The 20,319-nt window shown below is 54.3% G+C and carries 34 protein-coding genes; 15 read left to right on the forward strand and 19 right to left on the reverse strand.

Annotated elements, in window-relative coordinates; genetic code table 11:
* The first annotated feature begins 11 nt into the window (after nt 1–11).
* Nucleotides 12–1,175: a M20 aminoacylase family protein gene (locus QQL78_RS04490; RefSeq protein ID WP_284370966.1), complete on the forward strand. Its 1,164-nt coding sequence runs from the start codon at nt 12–14 to the stop codon at nt 1,173–1,175.
* 186 nt (nt 1,176–1,361) lie between these two features.
* Here the strand turns inward: QQL78_RS04490 and QQL78_RS04495 are convergent, their stop codons facing one another.
* From QQL78_RS04495 to QQL78_RS04580, 18 genes are all read right to left on the reverse strand, one after another.
* Nucleotides 1,362–1,604 carry a hypothetical protein gene (locus QQL78_RS04495; protein ID WP_284370967.1) on the reverse strand — a complete coding sequence of 81 codons (243 nt, stop codon included), beginning with the start codon at nt 1,602–1,604 and terminating at the stop codon, nt 1,362–1,364.
* A gap of 12 nt (nt 1,605–1,616) precedes the next feature.
* Nucleotides 1,617–2,183 carry a hypothetical protein gene (locus QQL78_RS04500; RefSeq protein ID WP_284370969.1) on the reverse strand — a complete coding sequence of 189 codons (567 nt, stop codon included), beginning with the start codon at nt 2,181–2,183 and terminating at the stop codon, nt 1,617–1,619.
* Nucleotides 2,184–2,194: 11 nt separating this feature from the next.
* Nucleotides 2,195–2,392, reverse strand: a complete 198-nt coding sequence (locus tag QQL78_RS04505; RefSeq protein WP_284370971.1) for a hypothetical protein — start codon at nt 2,390–2,392, stop codon at nt 2,195–2,197.
* Between the two features lie 12 nt (nt 2,393–2,404).
* Entirely contained in the window at nt 2,405–2,566 is a 162-nt protein-coding gene (locus QQL78_RS04510; protein ID WP_284370973.1) for a hypothetical protein, read from the reverse strand.
* Between the two features lie 51 nt (nt 2,567–2,617).
* Entirely contained in the window at nt 2,618–2,920 is a 303-nt protein-coding gene (locus QQL78_RS04515) for a Gp49 family protein (RefSeq protein ID WP_284370974.1), read from the reverse strand.
* A gap of 37 nt (nt 2,921–2,957) precedes the next feature.
* Complete coding sequence (locus QQL78_RS04520; protein ID WP_284370975.1) at nt 2,958–3,185, reverse strand: hypothetical protein; 228 nt, start codon at nt 3,183–3,185, stop codon at nt 2,958–2,960.
* Nucleotides 3,186–3,276: 91 nt separating this feature from the next.
* Complete coding sequence (locus QQL78_RS04525) at nt 3,277–3,483, reverse strand: hypothetical protein (protein WP_284370976.1); 207 nt, start codon at nt 3,481–3,483, stop codon at nt 3,277–3,279.
* A 13-nt stretch (nt 3,484–3,496) separates the two neighbouring features.
* Complete coding sequence (locus QQL78_RS04530) at nt 3,497–3,982, reverse strand: DUF1643 domain-containing protein (protein WP_284370977.1); 486 nt, start codon at nt 3,980–3,982, stop codon at nt 3,497–3,499.
* A gap of 17 nt (nt 3,983–3,999) precedes the next feature.
* On the reverse strand, nt 4,000–4,233 hold the full coding sequence (locus QQL78_RS04535) for a hypothetical protein (protein ID WP_284370978.1): 234 nt from the start codon (nt 4,231–4,233) through the stop codon (nt 4,000–4,002).
* A gap of 217 nt (nt 4,234–4,450) precedes the next feature.
* Complete coding sequence (locus tag QQL78_RS04540) at nt 4,451–4,885, reverse strand: hypothetical protein (protein ID WP_284370979.1); 435 nt, start codon at nt 4,883–4,885, stop codon at nt 4,451–4,453.
* A gap of 283 nt (nt 4,886–5,168) precedes the next feature.
* The gene (locus QQL78_RS04545; RefSeq protein ID WP_276149668.1) at nt 5,169–5,429 is read right to left on the reverse strand and encodes a pyocin activator PrtN family protein; all 261 of its coding nucleotides are present in this window, start codon (nt 5,427–5,429) and stop codon (nt 5,169–5,171) included.
* A gap of 59 nt (nt 5,430–5,488) precedes the next feature.
* Nucleotides 5,489–6,490 carry a DUF2303 family protein gene (locus QQL78_RS04550; protein ID WP_284370980.1) on the reverse strand — a complete coding sequence of 334 codons (1,002 nt, stop codon included), beginning with the start codon at nt 6,488–6,490 and terminating at the stop codon, nt 5,489–5,491.
* Between the two features lie 33 nt (nt 6,491–6,523).
* Nucleotides 6,524–6,943: a hypothetical protein gene (locus QQL78_RS04555; RefSeq protein WP_284370982.1), complete on the reverse strand. Its 420-nt coding sequence runs from the start codon at nt 6,941–6,943 to the stop codon at nt 6,524–6,526.
* Between the two features lie 14 nt (nt 6,944–6,957).
* Nucleotides 6,958–7,236 carry a hypothetical protein gene (locus QQL78_RS04560; protein ID WP_284370984.1) on the reverse strand — a complete coding sequence of 93 codons (279 nt, stop codon included), beginning with the start codon at nt 7,234–7,236 and terminating at the stop codon, nt 6,958–6,960.
* 151 nt (nt 7,237–7,387) lie between these two features.
* Nucleotides 7,388–7,567: a hypothetical protein gene (locus tag QQL78_RS04565; protein ID WP_284370986.1), complete on the reverse strand. Its 180-nt coding sequence runs from the start codon at nt 7,565–7,567 to the stop codon at nt 7,388–7,390.
* Nucleotides 7,564–7,878, reverse strand: a complete 315-nt coding sequence (locus QQL78_RS04570) for a hypothetical protein (protein ID WP_284370988.1) — start codon at nt 7,876–7,878, stop codon at nt 7,564–7,566. The genes QQL78_RS04565 and QQL78_RS04570 overlap by 4 nt, the downstream gene beginning before the upstream one ends.
* A 122-nt stretch (nt 7,879–8,000) precedes the next feature.
* Nucleotides 8,001–8,306: a hypothetical protein gene (locus QQL78_RS04575; RefSeq protein ID WP_284370990.1), complete on the reverse strand. Its 306-nt coding sequence runs from the start codon at nt 8,304–8,306 to the stop codon at nt 8,001–8,003.
* Between the two features lie 310 nt (nt 8,307–8,616).
* Nucleotides 8,617–8,961 (reverse strand): helix-turn-helix transcriptional regulator, encoded by a 345-nt coding sequence (locus tag QQL78_RS04580; RefSeq protein WP_284370992.1) that lies wholly within the window; start codon nt 8,959–8,961, stop codon nt 8,617–8,619.
* Between the two features lie 449 nt (nt 8,962–9,410).
* Here QQL78_RS04580 and QQL78_RS04585 point away from each other — a divergent pair, with 449 nt between their 5' ends.
* Both QQL78_RS04585 and QQL78_RS04590 read left to right on the forward strand, forming a co-directional pair.
* Entirely contained in the window at nt 9,411–9,650 is a 240-nt protein-coding gene (locus tag QQL78_RS04585) for a hypothetical protein (RefSeq protein WP_284370994.1), read from the forward strand.
* Nucleotides 9,647–9,799, forward strand: a complete 153-nt coding sequence (locus tag QQL78_RS04590; RefSeq protein WP_284370996.1) for a hypothetical protein — start codon at nt 9,647–9,649, stop codon at nt 9,797–9,799. Before QQL78_RS04585 ends, QQL78_RS04590 begins: the two co-directional genes overlap by 4 nt.
* Nucleotides 9,800–9,882: 83 nt before the next feature.
* On the opposite strand, the gene QQL78_RS04595 is transcribed toward QQL78_RS04590, so the two are convergent.
* The gene (locus QQL78_RS04595; protein WP_284370997.1) at nt 9,883–10,245 is read right to left on the reverse strand and encodes a hypothetical protein; all 363 of its coding nucleotides are present in this window, start codon (nt 10,243–10,245) and stop codon (nt 9,883–9,885) included.
* An 83-nt stretch (nt 10,246–10,328) separates the two neighbouring features.
* Between QQL78_RS04595 and QQL78_RS04600 the strand changes: the two genes are divergently transcribed.
* The 12 genes from QQL78_RS04600 (at nt 10,329) to QQL78_RS04655 (ending at nt 20,315) form a co-directional block, all read left to right on the forward strand.
* Nucleotides 10,329–11,075: a DNA methyltransferase family protein gene (locus tag QQL78_RS04600; RefSeq protein ID WP_284370999.1), complete on the forward strand. Its 747-nt coding sequence runs from the start codon at nt 10,329–10,331 to the stop codon at nt 11,073–11,075.
* Complete coding sequence (locus QQL78_RS04605; protein ID WP_284371000.1) at nt 11,072–11,416, forward strand: hypothetical protein; 345 nt, start codon at nt 11,072–11,074, stop codon at nt 11,414–11,416. Before QQL78_RS04600 ends, QQL78_RS04605 begins: the two co-directional genes overlap by 4 nt.
* Nucleotides 11,403–11,954: a hypothetical protein gene (locus tag QQL78_RS04610; RefSeq protein ID WP_284371002.1), complete on the forward strand. Its 552-nt coding sequence runs from the start codon at nt 11,403–11,405 to the stop codon at nt 11,952–11,954. The genes QQL78_RS04605 and QQL78_RS04610 overlap by 14 nt, the downstream gene beginning before the upstream one ends.
* Nucleotides 11,955–12,105: 151 nt before the next feature.
* The gene (locus tag QQL78_RS04615; protein ID WP_284371003.1) at nt 12,106–12,789 is read left to right on the forward strand and encodes a helix-turn-helix domain-containing protein; all 684 of its coding nucleotides are present in this window, start codon (nt 12,106–12,108) and stop codon (nt 12,787–12,789) included.
* 17 nt (nt 12,790–12,806) lie between these two features.
* Nucleotides 12,807–13,418 (forward strand): hypothetical protein, encoded by a 612-nt coding sequence (locus tag QQL78_RS04620; RefSeq protein ID WP_284371005.1) that lies wholly within the window; start codon nt 12,807–12,809, stop codon nt 13,416–13,418.
* 74 nt (nt 13,419–13,492) lie between these two features.
* Nucleotides 13,493–14,158, forward strand: coding sequence for a hypothetical protein (locus tag QQL78_RS04625; RefSeq protein ID WP_284371007.1), 666 nt, complete (start codon nt 13,493–13,495; stop codon nt 14,156–14,158).
* 264 nt (nt 14,159–14,422) lie between these two features.
* Nucleotides 14,423–14,671, forward strand: a complete 249-nt coding sequence (locus QQL78_RS21635; RefSeq protein ID WP_348540746.1) for an HNH endonuclease signature motif containing protein — start codon at nt 14,423–14,425, stop codon at nt 14,669–14,671.
* Nucleotides 14,672–14,712: 41 nt separating this feature from the next.
* Entirely contained in the window at nt 14,713–15,279 is a 567-nt protein-coding gene (locus QQL78_RS04635) for a P27 family phage terminase small subunit (protein ID WP_284375446.1), read from the forward strand.
* Nucleotides 15,276–17,105 (forward strand): terminase large subunit, encoded by a 1,830-nt coding sequence (locus tag QQL78_RS04640; RefSeq protein ID WP_284371010.1) that lies wholly within the window; start codon nt 15,276–15,278, stop codon nt 17,103–17,105. Before QQL78_RS04635 ends, QQL78_RS04640 begins: the two co-directional genes overlap by 4 nt.
* Nucleotides 17,096–18,370, forward strand: a complete 1,275-nt coding sequence (locus QQL78_RS04645) for a phage portal protein (protein ID WP_284371011.1) — start codon at nt 17,096–17,098, stop codon at nt 18,368–18,370. Before QQL78_RS04640 ends, QQL78_RS04645 begins: the two co-directional genes overlap by 10 nt.
* Nucleotides 18,371–18,381: 11 nt before the next feature.
* On the forward strand, nt 18,382–18,975 hold the full coding sequence (locus QQL78_RS04650; RefSeq protein WP_284371013.1) for an HK97 family phage prohead protease: 594 nt from the start codon (nt 18,382–18,384) through the stop codon (nt 18,973–18,975).
* Nucleotides 18,963–20,315: a phage major capsid protein gene (locus QQL78_RS04655; protein WP_284371015.1), complete on the forward strand. Its 1,353-nt coding sequence runs from the start codon at nt 18,963–18,965 to the stop codon at nt 20,313–20,315. The genes QQL78_RS04650 and QQL78_RS04655 overlap by 13 nt, the downstream gene beginning before the upstream one ends.
* Nucleotides 20,316–20,319 lie beyond the last annotated feature (4 nt).

Consider the following 20,319-nt stretch of genomic DNA (forward strand, 5'->3'; position numbering starts at 1 on the left):
GGAGAAACACCATGGCTGTTCTGCCCATCATAGACGCCAGCACGGAAGAGTTGACGGAGATCTTCAAGGATCTGCATGCCCATCCTGAAATCGGGTTCACCGAAACCCGCACCGCTGGCATCGTTGCGGATAAGCTGCGCGAATACGGTGTCGACGAGGTGCATGTGGGCATTGGCCAGACCGGTGTTGTCGGGATCATCAAAGGCAAGCGCGCAGGGCCGCGTCGGATCGGGGTCCGTGCGGATATGGACGCGCTGCCGATTAGCGAGGAGACCAACCTTGCCTACGCTTCGACCAATCCCGGTGTGATGCATGCCTGTGGTCACGACAGCCATACAACCATGCTGTTGGGCGCGGCGAAACATCTGGCGGCAACCCGTGATTTTGCGGGGACAGCCGTGATGATTTTCCAACCCGCGGAAGAGGGGCTTGGCGGCGCGCGTGACATGATCAGGGACGGATTGTTTGACCGGTTCCCCTGTGACGAGGTTTACGGCATGCACAACTCTCCGAATGGCACACCGGGATCTGTGGGGATCTGCAAAGGGGCGGCGATGGCAGGCGCATCTTTTTTCGACATTACGGTGCAGGGCAAGGGCAGCCACGCGGCCATGCCGCATCAATCACGCGACCCGCTGGTGATCGCGTCTGACCTGGTGGGCAGCCTGCAAACCATCCTGTCACGCAATGTGGCCCCGCTGGACACCTGTGTCTTGTCCGTCACGCAGCTGCACGCCGGTGCCGCCTATAACGTGGTGCCAGATACGGCGACCCTTGCGGGTACGATCCGCTATTTCAAGGATGAAGTCTGCACCCTTGCCGAAACCCGCATGCGCGAACTTTGTGCGGGTTTTGCAGTGGCTTATGGCGTCACGATCAACATCGATGTGCGCAATGTCTTTGACGTGCTGATGAACGACAGCGAACTGTCGGATGCATATATGGAGGCTGCCGCTGACATCGTGGGGCGCGAGAACATCAGCGACACCGATCAACCTGCGACCGGTTCGGAAGATTTCGCGGATATGCTCAAGGTCATTCCCGGTGCCTATTGCCGGATCGGTCATTCCGGCACCGCAGGGCTGCACAACCCCAGCTTCTTCCTTGATCCCGAGGTGCTGCCCGTCGGTGCCTCGATCATGGCGCGGATTGTGGAACGGCGGTTGGTGGCGTAAAGGGGACGCTACTGACGTCCCAACTACAAAGACCCGACATGCTGCTTGATCAACACGCACGGCTTTCTGTCGCCCCGATGATGGATTGGAAGTTGTAATTAAATTTACAATTAATAACAGTGAAGTGAATGAAGTTTACAATTTATGTTGTTCAGATTGTTGTTCGGTTTCAATGAATAGAGGGCGCTAAGCCCCGCTATCCAAGCTGCCCTGGTACTCTACGGCCCATCGTTTCGCGGCTTCAAAATCCCGTTTTTCGATCAATCTTGCTAGCAGTCTAGCTTCCATTGCGGCAACAGGCTGGCCCTCTTCAAGGTGCTGGTGAAAGCGGGATTCGAGGTTGTCCCTCAGTTGTTCGAGATCCTCGGCAAATCGTTTTCTGGCATCCTCAGTATCCAATGAATGTTCATGCGGGGATTGGCTGGTCATTGGTGTAGTCCTTTATGGCGATGGTTTTTTGCGGCGATCACCAGCAACATCAAGCGCTGGCCATTCTTCCATGACGCGCTCGGCAAGCTGCCATTGTTCGGTGTATTCTCCGTTGCGCCAAACTTCGAATTCCGCGGTACTCTTTTTGAGGTTGCAGAGATTTTCAGGATTCCCATCGACCCATTTGAAGCCCCAGCGTGGTATCGCATGATGTATGCTGACATGATGGCAGTAGAATGCGCTCTTTTGGGCGAATAGCGCGGGGGTCAATACCAACCGTGCGATCACCAATGTATCCACCTTTTCGCCGATTTTATCTCGTAATTTTACGGCGTCTCCGATGGCCTCAGTTACGCTGTCTCCAAAGCGGGACCAGTCATGCAATTCTGCTCCTTCTCGCAAGATTTCATCACCTGACATCACCAGTGCTTGCGCTTGGAAGTTCACAGCATCAAAGATTTCGCGATCTATATCCCAGTTCACATATTCGCCTGTACCCAAAGGATCGATGCTCTCGCTGAGAGTGACCTTGCGTAGATTTATGCAGGGCCCTTGGTGGTCAAATGCGGGCAGTGACATGTTTTCTGTCCTTATATGTGCAGACCTGCGCGCGCAGAAATTGCGCCCATGATCTCTTTAATTGTTGTCCAAGGAACGGAAACCATCTGCGATTGCTCGTCGCCGTTTTCATCAATGGTGGTCACCGAAAATTCAAACTCGCCAATGTAAGCGGCTTTGGTGTTTCCTGTTGGCGTCAGGGCGTTAACGATCCTGTTCATATCGGGCATGTCGTCGGTCCTTTATGATGCTGACTTCCCAGCTTTGAGATTGCGTTCTGCGCGGTCGGCCTCGATCTGTTCTGCCGCGCTAGCATCGACGTTCCATGTGAGGCCGTCTTTGTCATAGGCCGTCCAGCCTGTCGTTGAGGCGTTGCGGTATGCTCCAACTGGTTTCTTTTCCATGCTATCTGTCCTTTGTGTAAGGCTCTGACCCGAGGGCCAGAGCGGTCGAAATTATGCTGAGAGTTCGTCGCGCAAGCGGAACCCAAGTAGCGGCCACAACTTTTCTCGGGCGTTGGCTTTGGCAATCTTTTCGCCGATCTCTGCGTCAAAGTTTTCTGGCGATGCGCAGGCGCTTTCACCGGTTACGGTAAAACCGTTTTTGAGTGTCAGGGCGCACACCGTCAGGCATGATCCGCCAAACACATGAAAATCCTCACTAGCGATTTCAGCGTCAAGCATGTCGGGCGTAATTCGCTTGGCTGTCAGGCCCTTGTTCTGGATTTCCGCCTCAATGGCTGTTTCGTCTTTAGACATAGTGGTCTCCTTGGTTATGGCCGCGACATGCGGTCCTTTATGATGATGCCGTATCAATCGGCTCTTGCAGCGTTAGCTTTGACCCGTTTGCGAAGTGCGATGCCTTCATTGTGAGGGTCGCGCCATTCGCGCTTCCAACAACTTCCCAGCCTTCACGGGTGGACTGGTGCCAGCGTGGCTGACCATCTTCGCACAGCCGCACCTCAAGTGTTTTTGTCTCACTCATCGGGCGGAACATGACCGTCTCGGCGTTGCTGCAATTCATGGTGCAACACCAGTCACCACGAAATTTAGCGCAGTCGTCGCAACGATTGTCGGGGTTTGCAAGTTTGGCTATATGTTCCACGGGCGGTCCCTCAAGCAGTACGCACGACGGCGTGTGAAAATTCAGGATTTCCGACAAGGCGAAACTTTTCGGGCAGGTGTCCGCGCAGGATTGCCTCGCCCTCTTTAAGTGACACCCGCTGCAATTCCTCAAGCGTCTCTTGAGGGCTGCTGGATCTTACCGGGATTTCAATGGTTGCCTTGATTACGGCATAGACTGTGGTGGTTGTGCTGGGCATGTTGGGCGTCCAATTAGTTGAGGTTGATCAGGGGCGCATCGCCCTTGATGTAAAGTGGGTGTTTCGGAGCGCCTGATTTGGTCTTGTCGAGGCATCGCCAATACTGCGTGTCGATCACACCGCGATCACGGATCTGCTTGAACCTCTTCGCGGCGAATGGGCTGGCACCCCATGCGGCGATGACCAGCTTTGAAAACCCGAATTCATGCCCAACCCATTCTCGTAAGTGGTCGTTGTTTTCTGGCCCAATCGGATCAGCGGCTTTCATCATGTCGGCGGGCTTCGTGGCGCGAAAAGCAAACAGGTTCACGACAGAGATAGCGCCAGCGCCCTCGCGCTTTGCGAACGAAATGCAGCGGCGGATTGTGGGATCGTCCGTTTCTGCGTCGGCGATGCTTGGGTTTAGCATGATGAACCGCGCGATAGGCCCGTCGTCCCACGTGCGCCCAAGCTGGTAACGGTATTGGCCGCAGTCAGATATCGTTGCAGTCTTTTCCATAGGTCTGACGGTTCCAATCAGTTGAGGGTTTCGGCAGGCCAGAAATTAGCGACCACGACTTTGGCGTGATCCCACATTGCGGCCTTGGCTTTTTCTGGGTCTGCACCGGATTTCACGGAAAGCAGAACGAACGCGCACATGATGTCAGCTGCGGCGGTTGCCGCATCGCCGCCATGGTTCCGCGCGTTCATGTGTGCCTGCGCTGCACAGGCTTCGATCCGGCGCTTGGTGATGGTGATTTCGTCAGGCATGGTACGTCCTTTCTATGCGTCGTCTTGACGCCCTGTGCCGGAGCATGAATTGCAGCGGCGCGGTGTCGGTTCTGCGCAAGCGCAAAAGTCCTCAAATGCCTCGCACTCGCATTCATCGTGGTAGACGCCTTCGCCTTGGCATTCCCAACATTCAAAGTCGGTATGCGAAAGCATCTCATCGTCGATTTCTTCCTGCGTCCAAGCCATTGGGTGTCCTTTAGGTTGCAGTTTTTTCGAGACGGTCCAGCCGGTCGATCTCGGCGGCAATCAATGCGCCAGCGATCACAAGCTGACGGCGGCGATCATGAACCTGTCGCTTGTCCCAGTCGTCATCCCAATTTGAAGGCCAAGGGTCATCAAATCCAAAGAAGTAGGGGCGGTCATTATCGCCTTTGATCACTTCCGCCGTGTAGATCGGATCGGGTGCAGCGTAGAGCGCAGCAACCATTGCCATGCTGCAATCGGTATGCTCATCGTCGTGTTCGGGTGACCAACCTTCCTTGGTCTCCTGTCTTTCCCGCTCACGAAGGATAGCCACAGCGCCGGGGGAATGGTCCTCCAGATCTTCCCAACCTGCCTCCATTGCGCGGTCTGACCAGCTGTCATAATCTGCGTCGTATGGGTTTTCGTCCCCCCAAGCTTCTAGGCTCATATCTTGTCCTCTTTTCCAAACTGCCAAATTTCATAAAGACCCATTCGGACCATCATCCCGCGCACCGCATCACGCATTGCTCGCGCTTCATCGGCGGACACAACGGCGTGTTTGTCAGATGCCTCTATCTCAGCGTTGGCGGCGTCAAAGATGCCGCGTACATCTACGACTGCTGGCCCACAATTCATGACGCATTCGCCATCTTCACAGTCAGAGCAAGGTCCGGTTCGGTATCCGCCGCAAGCTTTGCAAAGCATGATCGATCCTTTCAGTAGCTGAAAATTCAACCATACATCTGCTTGAATTCTCGCTGCCCGACCGCCCGGCGGGCGTCCAGGTAGTCGGCCAAATCTTGAAGGTGGACACCCTTGGCGGATTTCTGGCTGGTCTCCATGCGCACAATGGGCAGGGCCAACTGGCCTTCGCTAATCTTGCGAAGGAATTTAGGAAGGGTCAGGTGCGAGAAATAGTCTGCGCGCACCCTGTCCGCCGGTATCACCGCTTGGCCATCGTATTGGGCCATAAGTAAGAAGGCTGTGTTCATTTCCGGTACTCTTCTGGTTTCCGTCGCTGGCCCCTGTTGCCAAGGACCAGAAAGAGAAATCAGCTTTCGGGCGTGCCCATGAATGTGGGCAATTCGGTTTCGGAGGTTGCTGCCTCGACCGCTTCCTTGAAGGCGGCTTCGAATGCCTTTTCGGGATTGTAGATCGACAGGATGAACCGCACTTCGCCGCCCAGCTTGCGATAGCGGAAGCGCACGGGCATCCGGTAGGGCGCGCCGCCCATGAAGACGGGGATGGCGATGATGATCAGGTTCGGGATCTGAAGCGGCTTGCCGTCCGGGGCTTTGTGTTCATTGACAAACTGGATTTCCTGTTCGCCGCTGTCCCGGTTGGTCTTTACCGTCAGATTGCTGGTTTCATGCACCTGAAACTGCTTGGACATCGCCAGCAGCTGGGTCAGTTGGCCATAGCGCCCTTCGATCTTTTGGGCGGTTTCGATCAGGCGGTTTTCCCATGGCTGGTTCTTGTCGCTGACACCGCCCTTCAGGATGGCGGGCGACGGGTCCATGATGTCCTTGGCCTGCGCTTCGATGAATTCGCCCAGATTGTCTTTCTTGAGCGGTTCACCTGACACGCCCATCCATGCCTTCCACTCTTCCGACAGCGGGAAGTCATAGATGGCCCGGTGGTGGCAATGGCGCGCGCTTGCATCGCCTGTCGCTGTGGTCACGTCGACTGCGCCAGCGGCGTGATAGTCCGCAATGCAGGTCAGCGTCGGTGCTTCCATGTCAGGATTGGCAAACAGGGCTGACGTGTCGCCCTTGAAGCGATTGGCCCATGCGATGATGCTTTGCAGGTCGGCAAAGCGGGCGGTGCCTATGCGCCGGGCGGGCTTCATGAATTCCAGCGCATCGCGGCGGTATGTCGAGACATCGACCACCTTGCGCTTTTCGGGCACCGTGATCAGGTCGGCGGCGCTTGGGTTCCATTCGGGATCGGCATCCACAATGGTGTGGTGCATCAGGTCGGCCATTACATCGCGCATGGTTTCTGCCGGGTTTTCGTGCCGCAGGGCGGCGGGGTTGTCTGTCTTGTCTGACATGGTCAGTTCCTTTGCTGGAGTTGATTTTCGGGGTTAAACGTCGCGCACTTCGCCCGTTTCCGGGTCATGCGGGGTGGCATCGCGAACGCCGCCCTGCATTTGCTTCATCATGGGGTTGTAGAGTGTCATTTGCCCGTTATCGTCGATGTAGGCAGATGCAGAAGCGGGCGGCGCTTTTGGTGGTGTGAAATTGACAGTTGCACCCATATCGACATCACCACGTTTGCTGAGTGCGTAGTTAATCTGGATCGACATTTGGCCTTTGCAGCCTTTTGAGCCGTGAAGCTCTTTGTGATCCATCATGTCAATCTGGAGCTGCTGATTTCCTTTAAGGACTTCGGCTAAGAAATCGCCGCCATCAAATAGCGCAAAAAGCTGTTCGATTGTCCGAATTGCATATGGGTCACTTGGTTTGTGCTTTACAATTTCAGTAGGTGGTTTTTGGGCGGTCATCACGTGAAGGTTCCTTACTCTCTTGGGGTTGCGATTTTTCCGGTCCATGCGTCGAATTCGGTACGCAGGATGTGAAAGCGGGCCTTGGCTTCGCCACTGTGGTTCAGTTGGCGGCGGCTGGTGATCTGGCAAACGGTGCGCAGGTACTCGGCGGCGGCGGAGGTGTTGAATTGCTCACCGGGCAAGCCGCTGCGGGTCGCTGCAAACTTCTGAAAGCGGTCATCGTTGCAGATGATACCTGCCTGCTGGGCGGGATTAAGATCGTCAAACTTTTGGCGTCCTGGGGCGTTCATTGCGCGCCCTTACAGCTTTTTAAAACGGGGCATTCCGGGCGTGTGGTTCCGCCGGGGCAGGCGCATTCCGGCCAATGGGGACAGTTCAACGGCTTTACATCTGAGGTCTGGCGCAGGACGGCATAAACGCGTGGATGATCAACCGCAGTCATTATGCTGCCGCACCTTCAAGGCGCTTTGCCAATCGGCGGGCGTCTTTCACCTCTCTGGCATCGTCGCTCAATGCACAGACGGTGGAAGCCGCGCGTTGTGCTGTGAAATCGTCGTGATGGGCGATGTCGGCCAAAATGGCGCGGGCATCTGCCAGCCGCGTTTCATCATCCGTGGTCATACCGGCACCCCGTCTTTCGGCGGGGTGAAAAAACCGGCGCGGGCATTTGCGATTTCTTCGGCATGATTGTGCGGATCCGTAAAGGGTGCACCGCCGTCTTCGCTCCGCATGGCGGCGCGGCGTGCAATCAGTTCGCCGCAGATGTCGGGCAGGTACATCGCCAAGATGCTTTGATCTTCGGCGCTGATTTCGCCAACCGCACGGCTTTCATCGATGCGGGCCAGAGTGCGCAGCATGTCGTCGCTGACCAATTCACAGGGGGTGAGTGGTTGCGCAGGCATAGAAGTGATAGTGATTTGATTAATGTTCATGCATCCAATCTCCAGTGGGTATGGGTGCATGGTTTATAGGTTTTTAAACCTAAGTCAATTCTTATTAGGTTTTAAAACCCATTTCAATTCGAATCAGCCAGTAAGAGTGGCTGTTGCCCTGGCTATCTTGATCCGCGGGCGTTTGCGATGGTCACCATGTCATCGGCTTTGCGCTCCGCTCTTTTTCGCCATGCGGGATAAACGATGAAAGGGGCAATAAGTATTCCGAAACCCAAGGTGCAAATACAGATCAAAAGGAGCACAAAGCCTCTCGCAACGAAGCCGTGGACCCAGAAATACATCGGCCCAAACAGAAACGCCCAGAGCCAAGAGAGGCCTGTGCTTTCGTCAAAGGTTGCAGTCAATTGGCGCTTTTCTGCTTGGTTTGCCATTGCGGATGAGACTAGGTCTGATTTCGGTTCGTTCATTTGAGAAATCCTCGTAATGCAATTTGGTTCGTGGTTGGGTGCCGTTGAAATAACTACTTCTGTAGGAAGCGGCAGCCCTTTGCCCGTTTCAGCCACAATGGCATTTCTATGATTGCCCTACAACCACTAGTGGAGGGGGTGATAGTCGGCAGTAAATCTGCCGTCTGGACGTTCTCTTAATGTTCTCATAGCTTAATGTTGTAGGTGAGAATCGCACGGCGTAGCCTTGCAGCGACCACCCCTTTTTTTCGCCTTTTGGGGCGGTAGTAAAAATTTGAGGAATGGGGGTGTATGGGCCGTATTGAGGTAATTATTCTTCTTCGTCAGATTCTTCAGGAGTATGATCTTGAGCGTCAAGAAGTCCTTCTCCGTAACTTAAGAGCTTCTGGCGGAGATCGAGTGATAGGCGAGATACTAGGAGAGCAATATCTCTCTCTTCTTTGGAATCGCTGTCGAGCATGAATTCTTCGACGGTTGTGCCAAGTGCGCGACAGATTTTCTCTGCAGTGTTCATTCTCGGCGAGCGGTTTTTCGCAAGCATTTGTCGAATGGTGCTTGTGTCCAAATTAGCTTTTTTTGCTAACCCTGCTTCCGTGAGGTTGGGGTCAGAGTCGATTTTAGCTCTAAGGCGCTCGGTGAAGGTTGGGCTGGTCATGGGTTTTTGATCCCACATTGTGCGGCATTCGGCACTAGGTTTAAAATCCCTTGACTGTGTAGGTTTTTAAACCTAGTGCTGTCATATGGATAAGTTTCTTGAAGAAGTTCGTGAATATGCTGAGCGCTGCGGACGACAGCCGGGCACGGTAGTTCAAAAATTGGTTGGGCTAAGCGGCACAACTTGGGAAAAATGGGCGTCAGGTCAGTCATTTCCAAGGGCGGATACCATCGACCGCATACGGGCTCACATCGCTGCAAACCCAGCCCCAACCGAGGCAGGGAATAAAGGCGATGCAGAGTGATTTGTTCATATGATCATCCGATGGATTGGCCTGACGGGTTTCCCTCCAAGTTGCGGGGTGCAACATGACTGCTGCACCCCGTTCCTTCTCCCATCCAAAACCAGTTTCGTCCTTGCAAGTGAAACCTAGGATGGGACCTACTCAAATGTCATTAACCAAAGTTTTTGACCCGCGCAGTTTTAAGGCATTCTTCAAGGACCGGTTCGCCGAGTTCCTTCATGATAACTATGACAATGCTGAAGAAGTTGCCGTTATTTATGGGGTGCGGTATCAAACTGCGCTGAATTGGTGGCAGGGGATAAATGCGCCGTCTGGCGATACGACCACGCTTGCCTGCCTGCGCCATGGTCAAAAGTTCATTGATTTTATGGGGAAGGGGGCATGATGCGCCTTTGCCTCTATCCGGTCCTTTGGCTGGTGAATTGCCTGATCGCGCTGCTGGCAGCGTTGGGTATCGGGCTGGAATGGGGGGCGGGCCGTTTGGTGCCTCTTCAAAAGTTTTTGAGCAAAAAGATTGAGCGTGGTGCGGGGTGATGTGTGCGGCGTGGTTCAGCTTTTCTAGGAGCACCGGACAAGTTTTTCAATTCTGGTCCGGTGCTTTAGTTTTCTTGGACGTCCTAGCCGGGACAGTTCGCGACATAGAGCCAGTTGGTGTCAGCATTGCCGATTCCATTCAGCTTAAATTTACGTCCCTGCAATGTTCCGTGGAATGTACTGAACCCCACATAGCCTCCAAAAGCGTTCCTTCCATTCACTTCTCCACACACCAAGAGGGATTTCGTTCCGTCCTGATGTGTGCGCTCGATTTGACGGATGTTCCTAAACTGGGCGGAGCCTGGGTCTTTAAGATTATAGGCGGTTGTTTCTTTAATCGTTGCCGTTTGGCTTTTGGAAATTGGTATGCGTTTTGTAGCGACAACAGGTGCAGCGCATCCGGTGATCAGCACCGCAATCAATCCAAGGGCAGCAATTACTTTCATCTTAAAACTCCATTCAATTTGATTCTGCACAACCTTAGATTGGCGGTTCATTTTTGTCAGGCCCAGATTTCGGTGGTGGTGACATGACCCAAAACCGCTCCAGCGCCGTGATGCAGCAACGATCCGAAGCAAAAGACAGCTTCGACGATTTCCCCACACCGCCTTGGGCCACCCGTGCCCTGTGCAAGATGCTGATCGAATTGGGCTATCCAATTCTGGACAGCCGCGTTTGGGAACCGGCCTGCAACCGTGGCTATATGGCGGAACCGTTGGGGGAGTTCTTTAAGGAGATCTATGCCAGCGACATAAATGACTATGGTTATGCCGATCAGGACACAATCTGTGACTTCCTGATTGAATGGGGCGCTGATCTGCCCAAGGTTGATTGGATCATCACAAACCCACCGTTCCGCCTGGCCGTCGATTTCATCTTGCGCGGGCTGGCGGTGGCAAATCACGTGGCTGTTCTTGTGCGGGTTGCTTTTGATGAGGGGCGGGCGCGGTACGAGCAGCTGTTTCGCGATCATCCTGAGGTGCTTGCCTTGCCGTTTGTTGAGCGGGTCGTGATGTGGCGCGGTGTGTTGCTGGATCCTGATGTGCCAGTTTGGCAGCCTGACAAGAAACAGCCGATAGACCCTGATGCGCCGCCGGTCGGCAAGATGGTCAAGCCCAGCACCGCCACAGCGTATCAATGGCTGGTGTTCAGCAAGGATCATACCGGCCCGACGCAGAAACAGCGCATCGCGCCATGTCGCAAGCTGCTGACCCGTCCCGGAGATTATCCACCTGTGCCCGAACATCTTCGCAAGCCTGAGGGGGCATTGCTGTGATGGATGAACGCGGTCCCTTACAAGCCTTTGGCCTTTTGGCAGTCACCGTTTCCTTAAAGGCCCGGACTGGCAAGCTGCGGCTGTCTGACAAGTTGGCGTTGATGATCGCTTTTTTAGGGTGCTGCGAAGATCAGCCGGACGCAAAGCGCGCGGTGCGCGAGTTCTTGGCATCGGTCGATACTTATCCGCGGCTTGCAGGTGAGCGACTGCGCGCCGCTATCGAAGCCTTGCCGGGGGTGGATGTCGGACAGGATGCATTTTCCCTGCTGGAAGATCTGGAGCGCCAAGCCGTCGCTTGTGGTTGGGCGGAACAAGGTGGGTGGAACAATGTCGGAGATTAAGCGCGAGGCTGAAAGTTGTTTGACGGGCGCGCCTGTAAAACACCAGAACCTTGAGATACGAGGCGTTACCTATGCTGATGTGTCAGACGCAGCTATGTGTTTGGGGGTGTCAAAAAGCGCGGTCTATTTCGGACTGCGAAAAGGGTGTTTGGATCGTGTCGGCCTGCGCACAACAGGCGTTGCCCCCTATCCAGTTCGGATCGGATGCACGAGGTATGAAAGCGTGGCGGACGCGGCCAAGGCGTTGCGTATGCCGAAGGCGCGAATTTACAGCGCTGTGATTGCAGGTGATCCAGATCGGCTGGTCCGTCCCAAGCGGTACAACCCGTGGAAATCTATTCCCTTTACCGTTGGTTCACAGACATGGCCGTCCATGAGTGCGGCGTCTCTCGCATTGGGTTTCAAGAACAGAGATTACATCGCCAAAGTCGTCAAGCGCGGCTCAAAACGGGGATGGGAGCGAATACTGTCTGCTGCAATGCAGGCGGAAGCGCAGGGGGCTCTCATAGAAAAACCACCACCGGAGCCGCCGCCCTGAGAGGCTGTGAAAGATTAGAAATACCTGCGCGATGGCCCAAAAGAGGCCGCGAACGGGGCCGCAGAGGGCGGCAGGCCCGCAGCTAGATGGGCCGAAATTGGGCAAGTTTGGTGCACGGTTTTCGCCGTGCCAATAAGCGTGTGAGGGCAGAATGAGCCACAAGGCGACGAATTGGGCGATTGCGCGGCGGGGTTTGAAGCCCACGGCAAAGATCATCCTTTGGCAATTGTGCGACCGGCACCATAAGGATCATGGTTGTTTTCCGTCTCAGGAAACGCTGGCAGATGACTGTGAGATTTCAAGGGGCACGTTGAACCGATACCTTGATGACCTGGAAGCGCGCGGGCTGATCCGCCGCATACAGCGCAGTGACAAAAAGAGCCGTAAACAGCTTTCAACGATGTATCTTTTCGCTTTCGATTTTGATGATCCATACGGCTTCGATACGGATGAAACCTCGCCTGAAATTGGTCCGTCCAGCGCCGCCAAATCGGAAGAAAGTTCGACCAATCAGGGTGAAAAACCGTGTCTCAAAATGAGACAAGGAACCGTGTCTCAAAAACGGCCAAAACCGTGTCTCAAAAAACGCGATTCCCGTGTCTCAAAACGAGACACTAACCCTGTAAGGGAACCTTTAAAGAACCAGCGTGCATGTGGGGGCGAAGGTAAAATCTCTGAAATTGCCGCCTTCTGGGCACAAAAAGTCATCGACGGTGGCCACATCCCCGAAAGCGTTCTGACCGAAGCAATTAAAATCGAAATCAGGGGCAGCGGTTGGCTAACCCAAGAGCAACTTTTGGCCAGCGGTATCGCTGTTCGAAAACGTGCAGGCTGAGAAAAGGGAGCAGGCAAATGCAAGCAGCAGAACACCAGCAGACGGTTGACCAAGCGCAGCCGGAGACAAAGAGGGATCGGGTGCGCAGGTTGTTCATCGCGCCCTTGGCGGCTGAGGGGATGCGCTTTGAGAGGGGCACATCGGAGGAGGTTCAGGTTAAGCGGCTGAACCAAATGGCTGATGATCTGACGCACTTGAGCGATGTCGAGTTGGGGCGTTTGCGATTGTGCATGCGGTCCAAGGGTGGTGGCACGAAAAAGACGTTTTGGCCGGGTCGGGTTAGCATATTGGGCTATGCAGAAAGCGTTCATCCGCGCCCGATTGCTGATCTGCCAAAGCTCAAGGATTGGTTCGTCAGCGCTGTTGGTCGTGGGGCGGTGGCTGATATGGCGCGGCTGGTTGCTGAGTTTGAATTTTGGACAAGGCGCAAGCACCCACCTTTCCACGCTTCGCACGAGCGAATAGTGGCGGCGGAGGCATCAGAGATCGGCCCAAGGGCTGAACGGTTGGTGGAGCGCCGGGGTCGCGGGGCGCTGTCTGATCCGGGCGATGTGCATTGGCTTGCGAGGTACGAGGAAACAGAGGCCATGTTGCGGGGCTGGCTTGCAGAGAGTGGGGGCGGCGCATGATGGTAGCATCTATCCCCGTTCCAACTCCCGTCGACATTGCCGTTGCTAAGCGCGTTGGAAAGGAGCCTTGCGACGTGACTCAGGCTGACAGAGACAAGGTGTTACGTGATCTGATTGACCGGCGGGGTGCGGTGCCGTTGATCTGTGACCGCGAGCAGATACCAGCAGCGCCGGCACGTGGTCCGGTCTTGTTGTTCCATCCACGACAGGCGGTGATCACTGACACGGGCAATGTGGCAACTGAGCGCACGGGGCGTTTTGCGGCTATGCAGGTGCAGGATGGCTTCCACAAAGCTCAGGTCCATGCACGGTCCCGCAAGCAGCCTGAGCCGTTTACACCGGGGCAGGTCAATATCGGGCGCGAATATGCTGCGTTGTTCCATCGGTGTGAAAGTTCGGGCATGAAGTTGTCGCAGATCGGTGGTGCTGGTGGTGGCTCTGGTGCGTTGGGTGTCAGCGAGGCGGTGCTTGCTGATATGCAGCGGCTTGCATGGTTAACCAAGCGGATAGGAGGCGGCGTGGCCCTTACGATACGTCGGGTCCGTCCATCCAAGCGCGCTGGATCAGCTGCGTCTAAGGCGCGCAATGTGACCAGTATGCGATTGGTTGAAGACTTCTGCGCTCATGGGGAGACGATAAGCGCCATACTGAGGGCGCATGGTTGGTCTGACTACACTGGAAACAAAAAACTACTACATGCCGTGCTGTGCGCCAATCTGAACCGCATGAGCGGCCATTGAAATCAGGTGTCTCATAAAGGGTCTTGACGCTTACATCGGTCTTTCGTATCACTTGTGACATCATCTACCAATGCGCCCACCGGAAACGGTACGGGCGCATTTTCTATGGGTGATGATCTTTCCAATTTGATCTGGCTGCGAGGTATTCCCGTGACGGCGCGCAGTGAATATCATCATTTGTATAACAAGTCGGCATGGCGCAGACGCTTACGGCCTGCACACCTTGGGGCGGAGCCGCTATGTCGCGCATGTAAGCGGCGCGGTGTGTTGAATGATGGATCACTTACTTCAGCGGGAGAGGTGCAGGCCAATCCCAAACGCAGGTTTTTGGTTGTTGATCATGTGATCCCGCATCGAGGTGATGAGGCGTTGTTCTACGATCCAAAAAACTTGCAGACCCTGTGCCCAGACGATCACGACCAGAACAAACAACGGTTTGAGGCGCGGGGATATTCAGAAGAGCGCGGCGAAGATGGATGGCCGGTTGATCCGATGCATCCAGCAAACCGCTGACCATTTAGGGAGGGGGGGAGGTCAAGGAAAATTAGCCTTTGGTGGAAACCGGAGGGCAACGCTTTGTTTGCGCAAAGTTGGAATTGAATAGAGAAATCCACATATTTGGAAAGGGATATGTCAAAATGGCACGAGGTCGTAAACCGCAAGTAGACGTCGTTGTGCCAATGGCAGAAGAGGGGTTTGCGGGTCATAACCACGAAGAGCGGGCCAAGGAACGCCTGGCTGAACTGCGGCCTGAGGGAATGCCTGATCAGTTGCGTTGGACGTTTGATCGTTTGGCGTTGCCTCTCTGCCATCCAACGGTCAACCGTTTGTCGGCCACGAACGTCTTTATGTTCGTCCAGCTTTGCAAAGCGGTTATGCGCCATGAGCGGATAGAACTTGAGCTAGAAGAGCTATCGGAAACCTACGTATCCGAAACTCGGTCGGGGACTCAAATTAAGAGCCGTCCAGAGGTGGCGCAGTTGAACGAGACATTCCGCCAGATTCGGGGGCTCGCCGGAGAATTTGGAATGACGCCATCAACAGAACGTGGGTTGTCAAACAGCGGCCAGTTACCTTTTGACTTCCCTTCCGAAACTGGGCCGGAAAGCTATATGACGTGACACGCAAGGGCCGTGTAGAGTATTCAGATGATCCAGTCACTGCATGGGCCGAAGATGTGGTTGCAGGCGATATCGTTGCTGGGCCGTATGTCCGTGCTTCTGCCAAACGTCATCTTCGGGATTTGAATGATGGGCCTTCCCGTGGGTTGAAGTGGGACCTTTCAGCGGCACGTAGGGCGATTGATTTTTTTCCAGATGTGCTGCGCCTAAATGGTGGGCAGTTCGAAGGCAAGCCTTTCGAATTGCATCCAAGTCAAGCTTTCCGCATTGGTTCCATCTTCGGTTGGAAAAAACGCGATGCCAGATCTGGAGAATGGGTCAGGCGGTTTCGCAGGTTTTACGACGAAGAAGGTAAAGGGAATGGCAAGTCTCCAATGCTTGGAGGTATCGGACTTTACATGCTGGTAGCGGACTCAGAGCCGCGTGCAGAGGTCTATGCGGCTGCGGCAAAGAAGGATCAGGCGGCCATCCTATTCCGTGACGCGGTCGCGATGCGAGATCAATCACCTGCCCTCCATAAACGAGTGTCTGCGCAAGGCGAAAATCCAGTTTGGCAAATGACGTATCGAGGGCGACGTGGTGACAAGAGGTTTTTCAAGCCGCTGTCTGCAGAGAAGGCGCAAAGTGGACCTCGCCCACATTGTGCGTTGACTGATGAGGTTCATGAGCATCCTAACCGCGATGTGATTGATATGCTGGAGCGCGGTTTCAAGTTTCGAAAGCAGCCTTTGCTGTGCATGGCAACGAATTCGGGTACCGACAAGAAATCAATTTGTTGGGAGGAACACCAACACGCGGTTAACGTGGCGACCGGTATCATCGATGACGATAGCACATTCTCTTTTGTGTGCGCGTTGGACGAAGGCGACGATTGGGAAAATGACCCGACATGCTGGATCAAAGTGAACCCGCTTTTGAATGTGACGATTGAAGAGGAATATCTCGCCGGGGTTGTCAAGCAAGCCAAAATGATGCCTGGCAAACGTAACGGGATAGCGCGACTGCACTTTTGCCAATGGACTCAGTCAGTCACAGCGGCAATCAAGCGTGAAGCGTGGATTGCATGCCATGATGATGTCGATCCAGAAGCGCTGACTAAGGCGGGTCATCCTTGTTACGGCGGGCTTGATCTTAGTCAGGTGCGAGACTTTTCTGCTTTTACGCTGACATGGGTACTTGATGCGACCAAGGATGCGGAGAAGTTGGTTTCTAAAACATGGTTTTGGACGCCAAAAGATACACTGCTGGACAGGTCTGGGCGTGATCAAGCGCCATATGATTTGTGGGCAGAGCAAGGTTTTTTGGAAGCAATTCCAGGGGATCGGCTCAAATACACATGGTTGGCGGATGCTTTGGCGGACTTAAACTCACGCTACATGCCAAAAACTATCGGGTGTGACCAGTACGGACTTGAGAGACTGAAAGATAGCCTTGATGAAAAGGGGTTGATCTTGCCGACTGAGGTGCATCCGCAAGGCTATCAGCGTCGTGTTTTAGAGACGATTCCAGACCCAACCGGATCGGGCAAGGATATAGATATTTATTTATGGATGCCTGACAGCATCAATAAGCTGGAAGAGGCGATCTATGATGGCCGGCAAAAGGTTCATAAAAACCCGCTGATGGACAGTATGGCGGCGGCGGTGACTTACGCTGAAAACAGGACTGGACACCGCATGTTTGACAAAGACAAAGCGCATGGCCGCATCGACGGCATGGTTTCTTTGGCCATGTCTACAGGCATCGCGTTGTGTCGAGATGTGCAGGCCGAAGCCTCGCCTTGGGCGGATGAAACCTTCTCATTGGAGAGTGAACTATGGGGCTGATCAAGATGTTCCGGCGCGGGGATCGCGTTGGCGTTGAAGAGCGTGCACGGGTCCTAATGGATACGGGCGGTGAAGCTGCGATTTCGGATGTGCTGAACGGTGAAATGTTAAGCGATGCAGTGACAATGAAAGAGGCGATGTCGCTGCCGGGTGTTTGGTGTGCAATCAATTTTCTATCGTCTGCGATGGCTGGTTTTCCGATTGATGTGTTCGAAGTCGTGGAGGGAGACGGCGGGGACAAGAAGATCCAAGGTGGGGTGGCTGACGTGTTGGGGGCAGCGATCAATGACACAACAACATCCTATTCTTGGCGTGAAACATTCTTTGCACAGGTTTTTGGTCCGGGGCGCGCATATAGTTATCTAGAACGGAACCGATTGGGTGAAGTGATCAATATCTTTCCTATGGAATACGAAAGGGTCACGGTGCGCAAAGAGGGGCATAAAGTTTGGTATGACCATGCTGAGGCGGGCGGGCGTATTAAGACCTACCCAGCCAAAGATGTCATTGATTTGGCGTTCCTCCTGAAGCCCAACTTTGTTCAGTGTTACAATCCTATCCAGACATGCGCTGCGGCGATAAAGCAGGGTCTGAATGCGAACCGTTACGCACTCACAGTGTTCGGCAAGAACGGCATACCGCCGTATCTTCTCAAAGGGCCTTTCCAAGCGGGTAAAGAAATGATCCGCGCGGCTGCTGATCTAATGAAAATCACGCGGCGATCAGCTGAGGAAGGTAAGCCAATTCTGCCAATACCTGGCGGTCATGACCTTGTCCGTTTGGGAGATGATCCAGAAAAGATGCAGCTTACGCCAGTTCAAATATTTGCTGTAGGGCAGGTCGCGCGTATCTACCAAATGCCACCAGTGTTTTTGCAAGAGTTAAGCAAAGGCAACTATAACAATATGGAACATCAGGACTTGCATCTGGTGAAACATACTTTGCGCCGGTGGGTGAAAAAGTTTGAGCAGGAACTGACGCTCAAGATATTTGGGCGAAATTCAAGTCGCTATGTGAAGCTTAATCTCGACGGGATCATGCGTGGCGACCTCAAGACGCGGATAGAGGCAATCGCGCGGGCGGTACAGACAGGTCTACTCACACCGAACGAAGGTCGCCAATTAGACAATCGCCCACCGAAAAGCGGAGGTGATGTGCTTCTCGTTCAGGGGGCGATGGTTCCAATTGAGATGGCAGGCAAGGCTTTCTCTAAGAACATGCCGTCGCTTGACGAAGCAGAGCCGAAAGAACCGAAACCAGAATAACGGAGATTGCTATGAGCGATCCAAAACGCGAGGTGCGGTTTAGCACCATCGTGCCTTTAGAGGTGCGTTCAACAGAAGGCGGCGAAGTTCATGTCGGTGGATATGCGGCTGTCTTTGGAGAAGAGTCTGAAATCGGCCCGGTGCCGGGCTGGGGCTGGCGCGAAACAGTTGTGTCGGGTGCTTTCACCGATGCGCTCACACGTGGTGATGATGTCAGCTTCTTGATCAATCACAGCGGTTTGCCATTGGCGCGAACATCGTCAGGCACCTTGATCTTGTCGCAAGACAGCAGGGGGTTGAAGGTCGACACGGTGCTTGACGGGTCGGACCCTGATGTACAGCGAATTGTGCCGAAGATGCAGCGCGGCGATCTTAGCAAGATGAGCTTCGCATTTCGTTCAGAGAAAGAAGAGTGGGACGAAACTGGCGACGCACCTTTGCGATCAATTATGTCAGTTCAGCTCTTTGATGTCTCGATTGTCACAGACCCCGCATATGAGGGGACAGAGATCGGCCTGCGTTCGAAAGAAGCGGCCTTGGGAGGGGGGGCAGATGTGCATCTCCGCCTGATGCAGATGCGTATGCGTCTGCCTTGCGCTGGCTGATACCGCGCAGCCTATTCCTGCGCCTTGGGCAAGTGCGATCAAACCCACATGAGGATGAAATGTCTAAAATTAAAGAGCTGCGCGAGAGCGCAAAGAAACTGGAAGTAGAGGCTCGCGGCGTTCTTGAAGGGCTCAGTGCTGAAACTCCTAAGGAGGAAGCAGCGGCGGCAAACAAAAAATTCGATGAGTTGATGGATCAGCGCGATGACCTGGTAAAACAAGCTGATCGCGAAGAGCGGGCGGAAAAGGCGAAACAAGAAACGGAAGAGCGGGCGGAACGTGAAGAGCGTGAAGAACGTGAAAGTCGCCGTCCCGGAGATAGCGGGCAGGCGCATGTTCCGAATGAGAATGTGAGTGATGAATATCGCGAGGCATTCCGTCAGTATCTTGCTGCCGGTGCTGATGTGTCTGAACTGGACAAAGAGGCACGTGCCGCGTTGCGCGCGGGTGCGCAGGAATATCGCACCCAAACAACCGGGACTGGCGCACAAGGTGGCTTCCTTGTACCTACAACGCTCGCCAATACGATCAACATCGCTGCAGCTGCACATGGTCCCATGATGGACGGCGCAATTTCCACAGAGATTAACCTGTCCAGCGGAGCGCCATTTGATCTCCCGAAAGTGGATGACACTGACGAAGAGGCCGACGCGCATACCGAGGGCGACGAGCCAGCGAACGACAACTCAGGTGATGTGGTGATCGGTAAGACACAACTCGGGGCGCATGCTTTGATTACGCCTTGGATCATCTGGTCATTTGAGTTGGCGCAGGATTCGACATTTGGTTTTGAAGATCTGTTGGGCCAGTTGATTGGGGAGCGGTTGGGTCGAAAGGGCAACAAATGGTTGACTGTCGGAACTGGTGCCGGGGAACCAATGGGATTTGTAACTGGTGCGCCCGTTGGGCATACGGCCGCATCTGCAGCGGCGTTGACGTTTGATGACATCATTGAGTTGGAGCATTCGATTGATCCTGCATATCGGGGTGGACCGAAGGTGCGCTTCCAAATGCATGATCAAACGGTGAAGCTGTTGCGCAAAATCAAAGACAGCAACGGGCGTTACGTCTGGTCAGATGGCGATGTGACAAAGGGTGTAAAGCCTCAGCTCAATGGCAAGCCAGTGTCGTTCAACCAGGCGATGGCCGAGGTCGGAGCGTCGACTAAGTCAATCGCGTTTGGGGACTTCGCGCAATACTACGTGCGTAAAGTTGGCAATCCTTTGATTGGTGTCGCCCGCGAGAAATATTTCCCCAACCTTGGCATTGCAGGTGTTCACCGGATCGATGGTGCGCCGGCACATCTCAAGGCGATCAAGACCCTGCAAATGGCCGCTTAAGCCT

This window comes from Sulfitobacter pacificus, assembly GCF_030159975.1.
In the GTDB taxonomy this organism is placed as follows: Bacteria; Pseudomonadota; Alphaproteobacteria; order Rhodobacterales; family Rhodobacteraceae; genus Sulfitobacter; species Sulfitobacter pacificus.